Raw genomic sequence first — 11,107 nt, 5'->3', positions numbered from 1 at the left:
GCTCTTGCTCCCGATCACGACGAGACTCCGGATCAAACGAGCGCCTCCGCACGCACCCGGTCGTCGAGCACTTCGCGGATGAGTTCACCCTCGCGCTCGGTCGGCCCCTGCCCTGCGCGCACGTGCTCGAGGAAGGCCTCGATGCGGTCGGTATCACTCGCTGCGGCGCGAAGCCGCTGCGAATAGGAACGTTCGTCGGCCACGGCGTCGGAGCTCGGCTGGTGCTGCACCATGGCGCAGTACGGGTATCGCTCGCGAAGTCGTCGCATCGGCTCGCGCTGCGGCAGCGCATCGGTGTAGATCGCGCAGACCCATTCCCCGGCGTGGGCCGCGACGTTGCCGGACGAGAGGATCTCATCGAGAGTGCCGGTCAGAGTGACGAGACCTCGCGGCACGGGGAGCGGCACCCACTCGACGGCGGCGAGACCCGCCGCGTCGAGCTCGACGAGCCAGGACCCGCGTTCCTTGTGCTGCTCACCGAAGCTGTAGTGCAGCGGCGCGCCCGCGTAGCGCACCCGCTCACTCACCTGCTGCCGCCCGTGGATGTGCCCGAGGGCGACGTAGTCGGGGCCGTCGAACACGCTCAGCGGCACGACGTCGAGCCCGCCCTGCCGTACTTCGCGTTCGAGACCGACGGTGGCATCGACGCCGGCGGCGAAGCAGTGCGCGATCGCGACCGAGCGGCCCGGGTAGGTGGACATCGCCGTGCGCACCAGATCCATCGCGTGCGCCATCGTCTGAGCCTGGGTGCGCAGGGGGCGCCCTTCCGAATCGCCGGCCGGCCAGTGCTGGCGCACGATCGCGGGCTCCAGATACGGAATGCCGAAGAACTGCACCGGACCATCGGCATCCGTCACCGTGATCGGTGTGCCGATGCCGAGCGGATCGGTGAGGACGTGGATGCCGTCGCGGAGCAGCCGGGCCTGGAAGCCGAGGCGCGCCGCCGAATCATGGTTGCCGCTGGTGACGATGACCCTGGCACCGGTCTCGTGGAGAGACACGAGCGTGTCGCCGAGAAGGGTGTACGCCTCGCCGGCTGGCGTGGCGGAGTCGAAGACGTCTCCGGCGACGACGACCACGTCGACGGCGTACTCGCGAACCTGCGCCGTCAACGCGGCCAGAACCTCGGCCAGCGCGCCCATGGTCGAGTTGCCATGGAAGGTGCGGCCGATGTGCCAGTCGGAGGTGTGCAGGATTCGCATACTCACACGCTACGAAGGGGGACGGACATTGCCCCTCAGGCGTGCCGCAACGAGGCAGGACGAAGATGACGGACGTCGTAACACGGCGTCACACAGCAGAGAGCTCAGGTACGGCGGAGAAGCCTGGCGTGCTCCGGGTGCGCAGCGAACCAGTCGGCGACGTACCAGCAGACGGGTTCGACCCTCCGGTCGCCGCGCTGCTCGATATCGGCGACAGCCCCGGCTACGACCCGTGCCGCATGGCCGTGGCCGCGGAAACTCGGGATCGTGAACGCTCGGGTGAGGGCGATCGTACGTCCGTCATCGCGGTAGTCGAGCACGCTCACCAGCACTCCGTCGCGCATGAGCGTGTAGCGCGAAGCATCCTTCTCATCGGTGAGGATGAAGCCGTCGACGATCGTGGAACCGGTCACCGTCACCAGATTACGCCGGGGTCTGCACGAATGGCGTGTTTTGACACGGAGCGACATCATCCGACATACTTCCTCCCATGACCACCAACGCAAGCCCTTTGTCCGCCCAGGAGGCGAACAGGACTGCCGGGATGATGATGCCCGGTCGCGTTGGCATGTGTTGCCGAATGTGTCGCTGAACGAACAGCCACCCCGCACGACCCGGTTTTTCGCGATCTGCGACGACTGAGTCCACGAGCATCCACCCTTTTGCTCGCTTCCCGGCTCGCCCGGTCATTCATGCAACGCATCAGAGCCGCATCGGCTCACTGTCCCTAAGGACTTCATCATCATGTCGAACATCGCACTCCTCGAGCGTCCCGCCGTCACCGCCCCGATCCGCACCGTCCGGGCTCAGCAGGAGCAGCCGGCAGCGGCCGATCTTCCGGCCGCCCGCTCCCCTCGCGGCTTCGCCCTCTACGTCGGCCTCGACGAGATCAAGGCAGCCGAGGCCGGCGTCAGCCTTCCCGTCCTCGTCGATGCGCTCCGTCGCACGCTCGCAGAGCTCGCGCCCGGCGCCGAGACCCACGCCACCGTCGCTCTTGCCCCGCACGGCTCGGGTGGCCGCGACCTCGATCTCGTACGCCTCGCCCTGCAGGAGCCCGGAGCGATCGCCCGCACGAAGGCAGCGGCAGAAGAAGAGGCCGCCAGCACCGAGGGCGGCGTGACCGTCGACATCTCGCGCAAGCGCGTGCTCATCGACGGCGAGTCGGCTGCCTTCACGTACAAGGAGTTCGAACTCCTTCAGTACCTGGTACTCCGCGAGGGGCGCACGATCGAGCGCACCGAACTCGTCTCGGCTCTGTGGCAGGCGCAGGACGACGAGACCCCCGGCGAGCGCACCATCGACGTGCACGTCCGTCGCCTGCGGGCCAAGCTCGGTCGCTACGAGGACATCGTTCGCACCGTCCGCGGCATCGGCTACCGCTTCGACCGGCACGCCGACGTCGTGATCCGCTACGGCCACGGCACCCCTTCGCCCGACCGGTTCTGAGTCCCCTTCGCCCTCGTTCCGCCGCTCCCCCGGTTCATAACTCAGGGGAATCGGGCGTCGTCGACGGGATTCCGGTCGATTTCGGCCCGAATCGGCAGACTTCTCCTGAATTATGAGCACACATCGGTGTCAGGCCCGGCACGTAGGGTGGGCGCATGACGTTGACACTGGGCACCGAGCAGGCCGACGCCGGCGCCCCGCTGGAGACGACCTACCGTCCGGCACACGCCGTCGATCTGGGCGCCACTGTCGCGGTGCTTCGCCGCGGCGGCACCGATCCGACCCTGGTGGTCGACGGCTCGGTGATCTGGCGCGCGATGCGCACGCCGGATGGCGCAGCGACGATCGCACTGCGTTCGGTGTCCGGCGAGATCCGAGCGACAGCATGGGGTGCCGGCGCGGACTCCGCCCTCGAAACCGTGCCGCGGCTGTGCGGCAGCGCCGATGATCCTGCGCCCCTCGACGCGTCCCGGCATCCGGTGATCGCCGAAGCCGCGCGGCGCAACCCCGGCCTCCGCCTCACCCGCACCGACCAGGTGTTCGACGCGCTGGCCTGCTCGATCCTCGAGCAGAAAGTCACCGCGATGCAGGCGTTCGGCGCCTGGCGCTCCCTCGTCTCACGCTTCGGCATTCGCGCTCCTGGCCCGACGCCGCGGCCGATGTTCGCGCCGCCCGCCCCGGCCGACTGGCAGCGCATCCCGTCGTGGTCGTGGCATCGCGCCGGCGTGGAGCCGCCGCAGTCGAAGACGATCGTCCGCGCCGCGGCACGAGGAGAGAGCATCGCCAGGGCGCTGCACGCCGCCGCATCCGAAGACCGAGATCGCGTGCTCACGAGCCTGCCGGGCGTGGGCATATGGACCGCGGCGGAGACCCGCATCCGCGCGCTCGGCGATCCGGATGCGGTGAGCGTCGGCGACTTCCATCTGGCTCACGAGGTCGGCTTCGCGCTTACCGGACGGCGCGTCGATGACGACGGAATGCTCGAGCTCCTGGCACCCTGGACCGGACAGCGCCAGCGCGTCATCCGCCTGATCCTCCGCAGCGGCATCCGGGAACCCCGACGGGGACCGCGTCTGGCGCCCGAGGACCACCGCGACCGCTGAGTCCGCGCCGCAGCGACGGATGCCGCGCTGACTATGCTGGGGCGATGAACACCCCTCGCACCGGCATCCGCCTGATCGGAACGATCGGACTGCTCGTCGTCGGCGTCGTGGTGGGACTGATCCTGCAGAACGTCTGGCTCGGGGTACTGCTCGCCGCGATCGTCTGGCTGGTGTGGTTCCTCGGCTTCGAGTCCCGCCGGGGGCGCAACACGGGGGTCAACGACGAAGATCACGGCATCGAGCTCTGATCCACCTGCGGGCGCACGAGCTCATTTGCCCCGCGTCGGGCCAGCCGTAAGACTGGCCGCATGGCTCTTCTCGATCACCTCGGCATCACCGTCGATGACATCGACCGCGGACGCGAACAGTTCCACCCGGTCCTCGAGGCGCTCGGCTACGTCCGCGGCGTCGAGGCAGAGCATGGGATCTCCTGGAACCGCGGCGACGACACCGAGATCATCATCTTCGCGCCCCGCGAAGAGGGCACCGGCCCGCACGTCCACGGCAGGGTCGGATGGCAACACCTCGCGTTCGCCGTCGACTCCCGCGACGAGGTCGATCGCCTGCACCGGATCGCCACGGATGCCGGCTGGGCCGTGGTGCGCGAGCCCAAGCTCTACCCGCGGTTCAACGACCGGTACTACGCCTCCTTCGTCGAGGATGACAACGGCATCCGTCTCGAGTTCATGCACAACCCGCCGCGAGATGCCTCCGCGGGCTGAAGTCGCGGTGTCGGCGGCATCGGCCAGACTGGATGTCATGGCGACCTTCGATCATCTCGGCATCACCGTCGACTCCGTCCCGCAGGCATCCGCGCAGTTCAACCCGGTGCTGGAGGCTCTCGGCTACGACCGAGCGCACGATGCGGAGGACCTGGCGTACTGGCGCAAGAACGGCGAGCCGGAGATCCTGCTGTACCCGGCGCGCGATGAGGATACCGGGCCGCATGAGCACGGCCGCGTCGGCTGGCAGCATCTCGCGTACGCCGTCGATTCCCGCGAGGAGGTCGATCGGTTGCACGACATCGCGATCGCCGCCGGGTGGACCGAGGTGCGCGGCCCGAAGGAGTATCCGCGCTTCAGCGAGCGCTACTACGCGGCGTTCGTCGAGGATGCGAACGGCATCCGTCTGGAGTTCATGCACAACCCGAAGGGGTGGGACTGACGCCTGACGATCAGCGCGCCTCCGCGACCTCGGCCTCGGCGCGGCGATCGGTGAAGGCCTGCTTCGGGACGAAGACCAGCAGCACTGCAGCAGCCAGCGCCGTCACACCGCAGACGATCCACACGGTGAAGTAGCCGCTCAGCGACCCGGCTGTTCCCTCGGCTGCACCAGCGGCTCCCGTGACACCGTGCAGCAGTGCGATTCCGAAGATGCACGACGCCACGGCGCCGCCGACCGTCTTCACCGAGTTCGTCAAGCCCGTCGCGACACCCGTCTGCGTCGCCGGCGCTGCGGATGCTGCCGCCGCGGGCAGCGCCGCCACCAGCGCACCGGAGCCGAGGCCGACGACCACCATGTTGATGATCACCTGGGCGTAGCTGTGATGGAACGGGAGGAATGCGAGGAAGCCGATGCCGACCAGCACGGATGCCCCCATCAGTGTCACCCGTGGCGATGTCCACCTCGCAACGGTGGGGAACAGCAGCGCACCGGTGATCATCCCGATGAGGTAGATGCCGATGATGAGCGACGTCGCGAATCCGGTGGTGCCGAGGCCGTAGCCGTAGATCGCCGGATCGGTGCGGGCGAAGGTCGACAGCGGGGCCTGCGCACCGAGCACGCTCACCCCGAACAGCCCGGCCGTGAGGAACACCGGTCCGAGGGCGGGCGAGCGGAACATGCGCACATCGATCAGAGGATCGTCGTGCCGCAGCTCCCACAGGGCGAACGGGACGATCAGCAGGAGGCCGAGAGCGACGACGGCCCAGGACCACGGGTTCACGAGACCACCGTCGAGGCGAAGAAGGCTGAGCCCTCCGGTGAAACAGATCAGCGCGAGCGAGATCAGCACCAGACCGACGGTGTCGAACACGCCCCCGGTGGGTTCCGGTGACTCCTTCACACCGAAGAGGATCACGAAGAAGCAGAGGACGATGAGGATCGCAGGAACCAGCAGCACGACGGTCAGCGGCAGCACGTCGATGAGCGCGCCGCCCGCGAGAGCTCCGATGATCGCCCCGCCCTCGAGCGCGGCGACCAGCAGTCCGGCCGCCTTCGCGGTGATCCCGGAACGCCCTTCCATCCGCCGCGAACGCGACCAGATCAGTGCGATCTCCAGCGGCAGCCAGACGACGTAGAAGCCCATCAGCGCCCACGCCGCGAGGAACACCTCGAAGGAATCGGTGAACGGCAGAACGAGCGCCGCGGCGGCGGTGAGGGCTGTCGAGATCAACAGCATCCGCTTGTGGCCGACCATGTCGCCGAGCTTCGCGAAGGCAGGGACGACGAGGGCGGAGAGCATCAGCTGCGCCCCTTCGAGCCAGTTGACGTCGGCGTCGTGGATGCCGAGGTGCCGGGCGATGTCCGAGAGCATGGGCGTGTAGTAGCCCTGCAGCACGCCGCTGGTGAATTCCACGAATGCCAGGAACCCGACAACGACCGCGAGAGTGCCCAGTGTTCCCGTGCGCGTCATCGCGGCTCCTGCTTCTTCTCGGCCCGCCACGTCTCGACGGGCTCAGCAGCCACCGCGCGGTGAGATCACCCTAGCCGCTCGATCAACGACCGGTGGAACAGCTCACCCCGCTCCAGGCTCGTGATCTCGACGCTCTCGTCGACGCCATGGATCGACGCCCGCTGCGCATTCGACATCTCCAGAGGCGCGAAGCGGTAGACGGCGGGAGAGAACCGATGGAAGTGACGTGAATCGGTTGCGGCCATCATCACGTAGGGCACGGGCGTGACGCGCGGATATGCCTCAGCCAACGCCTCGACGAGCAGGCCGAACTGCGGGTTGTCGGTCGGCGATTCCGGCGAGGGCTCGCTCGCCTCGAGCACCTCGACGGAGACGAGGGGGTCGCGGATGCGCCGGCGAACGCGCAGCACCGTCTGCTGCGTCGTCTCGCCAAGGGCGATGCGCAGATTGACAGTCGCCGATGCCTGCGACGGAAGCACGTTCGCCGCAGTGCCACCCGACTGCATCGTGGCCGCAACGGTCGTGCGAACGAGTGCGGCTGCCTCACCACTCAGACCGGTGAAGACCCGGGCGGTCACCAGCGGAGCGGCGGCGAGCGCTCGCAGGGCATAGCGCGCCGGGCCGGGGGTCTGGGCGGCGAGCTGCGACAGCATCCGTGAGATCGCTCGGGGGACACGGGGTCGGAACGTGGACGGACCCAGCCGGTCGACGGCGCGCGCGATCCGCCGCACGGCGGTGACCTGCGGAGGGGCGGAGGCATGGCCGCCTTCTCCGCGCGCGGAGAGCTGCAACGTCATCACGCCCTTCTCGCCGACGCCGATCATCGCAGCCCGTCCCGGCACGAACGGGAGAGGCGCGTCGACGACAGCACCGCCTTCGTCGATCACCAGCCACGGGATGAGATCGCGCCGCCGCAGGACGTCGGCGATCGCGATCGCAGCACCGCCGAAGGTCTCCTCGTTGCCGCCGAATGACAGGTAGACATCCCTGGCGGGAACGAAGCCCGAGGAGAGCAGGTTCTCGACCGCCTCGAGGATCACGATCAGCGGTCCCTTGTCGTCGAGCGTTCCGCGCCCGAACACCGACCCGTCGGCGATCACCCCGTCGAACGGCGGGTAGGTCCAATCGTCGCTCTCATCGACCGGGACCACGTCGTAGTGCGCCATCAGGACGAGCGGACCGTCGGATGCCGCACGCCGCCCTTCCCAGCGGAAGAGCAGCCCGAAGTCGGCGTGGCGTTCGAGTGTCAGCCTCTCGTGGGTGAGCGGGTAGAGCTCGGCGATCAGGGCGACGAACTCCTCGAAAGGTCCGGATCCGCGTTCCGCGAGTTCGGCCGACACCGTCGGCAGCTGGATCATCTGCGAGAGGCGCTCGGCGATGCCGGGCCGTGGGAGATGGGCGGAGGCGCTCTCTGTCGACATCGCGCCAGGATATCGCCGTCGGCATCCGCGCACTCCCCTGCCGTCCGGCCTGCCGCCTAGCATCGAAGCATGCCCGTCCCGTTCTCCCAGGTGTCCGATGTCGACCGGCATGACGCATTTCCCACGACCCCGTCCGGCGGCGGGGTGCTGCTGTTCGCCGGGTCGAGCGGTCGCATCGAGCAGGAGCGCGCCGACCTCCTCGCCGCGCACGGCATTCGCGTCCGCGCGATCCGCTGGTTCGGTGGCGCCGGCCAGCGCGCCGTGCCGCACGAGGTTCCGCTCGAACTCTTCATCGACGAGCTCGACTCCTTGCGCGCGGAGTGCGATCACGTGAGCATCTTCGGCACGTCGTTCGGCGCCGAGGCGGCACTGCTCACGGCGACTCTGAGACCGGTGCATGCGGTCGTCGCCGCATCGCCGTCGAGCGTGGCATGGGGCGGCGTCCAGGACGGACGCTGGTCATCGCATTGGACGCTCGACGGGCGAGCACTGCCCTGGGTCCCTTTCGACGAGGAGTGGATGCCGCGCCACGATCCGCCCGAGTACCTCAGCCTGTACGAGACGAGTCTGCACCGCGACACCGCCGCCACTGAAGCGGCCACGATTCCAGTCGAACGCATCGCCGCGCCGGTGATCCTCACGGCCGGAGGCGATGATCGGGTGTGGCCGAGCGCGGAGTTCGCTGCGGCGATCGTGAAGCGTCGCGCGGGCCATGGCCTGCAGACCGAGCTGTTCTCCGCTCCTGGCGCAGGACATCGACTCCTTCTCCCCGGCGAATCGGTCGCCACCGGCGGGATGTCGATGCGGCGCGGCGGCGACGAGGAATCCGATCGGGCGCTCGGCAACCGGGTGTGGCCGCCGGTGCTCGACGCCCTCAGGTAGCCCCCGCACACGGCTCTTGCGGATGTCGGATGCTCGGCGCAGACTGTTCCCGCAAGCGGGGCCGGCCGAGACATCCCTCTTCTCCCAAGGAGCAACCATGGCAAATCTCAACCCGTATCTGTCGTTCCGAACCGAAGCGCGCGAGGCGATGGAGTTCTATCAGAGCGTCCTCGGCGGCGAGCTCGAGGTCAATGTGTTCGGGGAGTTCCCCGACATGGTGCAGGACCCGAGCGAGAAGGACCTCATCATGCACGCCCAGCTCACGACACCGGACGGCCTCGTGCTGATGGCGTCCGACTCCCCCAGCGGCATGCCGTACGAGAAACCGCAGGGATTCTCGGTGTCGTTGAGCGGCAACTCCGAAGAGCAGGCTCAGGCCGTGTGGGACAGGCTCGCCGACGGCGCGACCATCACGATGCCGCTCGATGCGCCGCCGTGGGGTGGAACCTTCGGGATGCTCGTCGACCGCTTCGGCGTCCCGTGGATGATCCACGGCGACCCCGAGGAATGACCCCGCCACCGAACATCGAGTATGGCCCGCCGCGGGGGTCAGGGCCATACTCGAGGCATGACGCGCGCGATCGAGATCGACGACTACCACCAGGCTCTCCGCCCGGGTGATCGCGAAATCTGCGAGCTTCTCGCCACAGAGATCGAACGCGAGCTGCCGGATGCCACCGGCAAGGTCTGGCACGCGCATCCGGTCTGGTTCCTCGACGGGAACCCGATCGTCGGATACAGCCGCCTCAAGGACGCCGTGCGTCTGCTGTTCTGGAGCGGTCAGTCCTTCGACGAGCCCGGGCTTACGCCGGAAGGCACGTTCAAGGCGGCCGACGCGCGCTACGTCGACGTGTCAGACGTCGACCGAGACGCGGTGGCCCGCTGGCTGAACGCGGCCCGCAGTATCCAGTGGGACTACGAGCACATCCGCACGAATCGCGGCCTGGTCAAGCGCACCGAGTTCTGACTCGGGACGCCGTCAGTGCAGCGCGTTCTTCGTGATGTACGAGCGCAGTGCCGGCTCGTCGTCCGGCATCTCGGCGACGCGCTGCGGAGCATCCAGCATCTGACGCAATTCGGGTGAGAACTCGAGCTCGATGCCGATCGCCTCGTGGATCGTCTCGGCGAACTTCTGCGGCTTCGCGGTCTCGAGGACGAGCATCGGGACGCCATCCTCCAGGTACGAGCGGGCGACTTTCACGCCGTCAGCGGTGTGCGGGTCGATGATCTCGCCCGACGCCTCGTAGACGGAGCGGATCGTCGCCAGACGGTCGGCGTGCGTCGACGTACCGCTGACGATGCCGAACTCGCCTTCGAAGCGCGGCTGCTCGGCCGAGAGGTCGAAATGCCCCTGCTCATCGAGCTCGCGCCATGCCGTCACCACGCGCCGCGGGTCGCGGCCGACGAGGTCGAAGATGAAGCGCTCGAGGTTCGAGGCCTTGGAGATGTCCATCGACGGGCTGGAGGTCGCGAGCGTCTGCGCTGCGGCACGAGGCCGGTAGATACCGGTGCGGAAGAACTCGTCCAGCACGTTGTTCTCGTTCGCCGCGAGCACGAGACGGCGGATCGGCAGCCCCATCTGCTTGGCGAAGAAGCCGGAGAGGATGTTGCCGAAATTGCCGGACGGCACCGTGAACGAGACCTCGACGGGTCCGTCGGCATCCGTCGCCCGCAACCAGGCCCAGAAGTAGTAGACGACCTGCGCGGTGATCCGAGCGAGGTTGATCGAGTTGACGGCGCCGAGGTGCTGCGCTCGCTTGAACTCCAGGTCACCGGCGAGGCTCTTGACGAGGTTCTGGCAATCGTCGAACACGCCCTCGACGGCGATGTTGTGCACATTCTCGTCATCGATCGAGAACATCTGTGCACGCTGGAAACTGCTCATCCGCCCCTGCGGCGACAGCATGAAGACCGAGACCCTTGCCTTGCCACGCAGCGCGTGCTCGGCGGCCGAGCCGGTGTCTCCGGAGGTGGCACCGACGATGTTCAGGACACTGTCCCGCTGCTCCAGCGCGTACTCCAGCACCTGGCCGAGGAACTGCATCGCCATGTCCTTGAACGCCAGCGTCGGCCCCTCGGACAGCCCCACCAGCGTGATTCCCTCGCCGATCGACCGCAGCGGGACGACGGCCTCCGGGAAATCCGCGTACGCGTCGGCGCACATCATGGCGAGGTCGTCGCGCGGGATGTCGGTCGCGAACAGGCCGAGCACCTCAGTCGCCAGCTCGGGGTAGCTCAGACCGCGCCAGCTCTCCAGTGTTGCGGCATCGACCTGCGGCATCTCCTCCGGGACCGCCAGGCCGCCGTCGGGCGCCAGGCCCTCGAGCAGCGTGTCGCTGTACGGCAGCGGCTCCATGCCACCTCGGGTGGAAATGAACTGCACGGTGGCTCCTCGGGTCGGAATCGGCGAGTGACGCG

13 protein-coding genes are annotated in these 11,107 nt (G+C 68.1%); 8 read left to right on the top strand and 5 right to left on the bottom strand.

Annotated elements, in window-relative coordinates; all coding sequences use genetic code 11:
• Positions 1-32: 32 nt before the first annotated feature.
• Together MRBLWH12_RS17870 and MRBLWH12_RS17865 are read right to left on the bottom strand one after the other, a co-directional pair.
• Positions 33-1,202, bottom strand: a complete 1,170-nt coding sequence (locus tag MRBLWH12_RS17870) for an exonuclease SbcCD subunit D (RefSeq protein ID WP_363551121.1) — start codon at positions 1,200-1,202, stop codon at positions 33-35.
• A 104-nt stretch (positions 1,203-1,306) separates the two neighbouring features.
• Positions 1,307-1,615 (bottom strand): GNAT family N-acetyltransferase, encoded by a 309-nt coding sequence (locus tag MRBLWH12_RS17865; protein WP_341975907.1) that lies wholly within the window; start codon positions 1,613-1,615, stop codon positions 1,307-1,309.
• Positions 1,616-1,946: 331 nt separating this feature from the next.
• Between MRBLWH12_RS17865 and MRBLWH12_RS17860 the strand changes: the two genes are divergently transcribed.
• The 5 genes from MRBLWH12_RS17860 (at position 1,947) to MRBLWH12_RS17840 (ending at position 4,915) form a co-directional block, all read left to right on the top strand.
• Complete coding sequence (locus tag MRBLWH12_RS17860; RefSeq protein ID WP_341975908.1) at positions 1,947-2,648, top strand: winged helix-turn-helix domain-containing protein; 702 nt, start codon at positions 1,947-1,949, stop codon at positions 2,646-2,648.
• A 155-nt stretch (positions 2,649-2,803) separates the two neighbouring features.
• Positions 2,804-3,751, top strand: a complete 948-nt coding sequence (locus MRBLWH12_RS17855; protein ID WP_363551119.1) for a DNA-3-methyladenine glycosylase family protein — start codon at positions 2,804-2,806, stop codon at positions 3,749-3,751.
• A gap of 44 nt (positions 3,752-3,795) precedes the next feature.
• Positions 3,796-3,999 (top strand): hypothetical protein, encoded by a 204-nt coding sequence (locus tag MRBLWH12_RS17850; protein WP_341975910.1) that lies wholly within the window; start codon positions 3,796-3,798, stop codon positions 3,997-3,999.
• 60 nt (positions 4,000-4,059) lie between these two features.
• Positions 4,060-4,473 carry a VOC family protein gene (locus MRBLWH12_RS17845; protein ID WP_363551118.1) on the top strand — a complete coding sequence of 138 codons (414 nt, stop codon included), beginning with the start codon at positions 4,060-4,062 and terminating at the stop codon, positions 4,471-4,473.
• 37 nt (positions 4,474-4,510) lie between these two features.
• Complete coding sequence (locus MRBLWH12_RS17840) at positions 4,511-4,915, top strand: VOC family protein (protein ID WP_341975912.1); 405 nt, start codon at positions 4,511-4,513, stop codon at positions 4,913-4,915.
• A 10-nt stretch (positions 4,916-4,925) separates the two neighbouring features.
• Here the strand turns inward: MRBLWH12_RS17840 and MRBLWH12_RS17835 are convergent, their stop codons facing one another.
• The gene (locus MRBLWH12_RS17835; RefSeq protein WP_363551116.1) at positions 4,926-6,386 is read right to left on the bottom strand and encodes an MFS transporter; all 1,461 of its coding nucleotides are present in this window, start codon (positions 6,384-6,386) and stop codon (positions 4,926-4,928) included.
• A gap of 65 nt (positions 6,387-6,451) precedes the next feature.
• The gene (locus MRBLWH12_RS17830) at positions 6,452-7,807 is read right to left on the bottom strand and encodes a M20/M25/M40 family metallo-hydrolase (protein WP_363551115.1); all 1,356 of its coding nucleotides are present in this window, start codon (positions 7,805-7,807) and stop codon (positions 6,452-6,454) included.
• A 69-nt stretch (positions 7,808-7,876) separates the two neighbouring features.
• Here MRBLWH12_RS17830 and MRBLWH12_RS17825 point away from each other — a divergent pair, with 69 nt between their 5' ends.
• The 3 genes from MRBLWH12_RS17825 (at position 7,877) to MRBLWH12_RS17815 (ending at position 9,656) form a co-directional block, all read left to right on the top strand.
• Positions 7,877-8,689, top strand: coding sequence for an acyl-CoA thioester hydrolase/BAAT C-terminal domain-containing protein (locus MRBLWH12_RS17825; protein ID WP_363551114.1), 813 nt, complete (start codon positions 7,877-7,879; stop codon positions 8,687-8,689).
• A gap of 97 nt (positions 8,690-8,786) precedes the next feature.
• Positions 8,787-9,200 carry a VOC family protein gene (locus MRBLWH12_RS17820; protein ID WP_363551112.1) on the top strand — a complete coding sequence of 138 codons (414 nt, stop codon included), beginning with the start codon at positions 8,787-8,789 and terminating at the stop codon, positions 9,198-9,200.
• Between the two features lie 57 nt (positions 9,201-9,257).
• Entirely contained in the window at positions 9,258-9,656 is a 399-nt protein-coding gene (locus tag MRBLWH12_RS17815) for a DUF1801 domain-containing protein (RefSeq protein WP_363551110.1), read from the top strand.
• Positions 9,657-9,668: 12 nt separating this feature from the next.
• Here MRBLWH12_RS17815 and thrC read toward each other — a convergent pair whose 3' ends face one another.
• Complete coding sequence (thrC, locus tag MRBLWH12_RS17810; RefSeq protein WP_363551109.1) at positions 9,669-11,072, bottom strand: threonine synthase; 1,404 nt, start codon at positions 11,070-11,072, stop codon at positions 9,669-9,671.
• Between the last annotated feature and the right edge of the window lie 35 nt (positions 11,073-11,107).

The sequence above is a fragment of the Microbacterium sp. LWH12-1.2 genome (assembly GCF_040675825.1).
Classification (GTDB): Bacteria; Actinomycetota; Actinomycetes; order Actinomycetales; family Microbacteriaceae; genus Microbacterium.
This window is presented reverse-complemented; position numbering and strand designations above follow the sequence as displayed.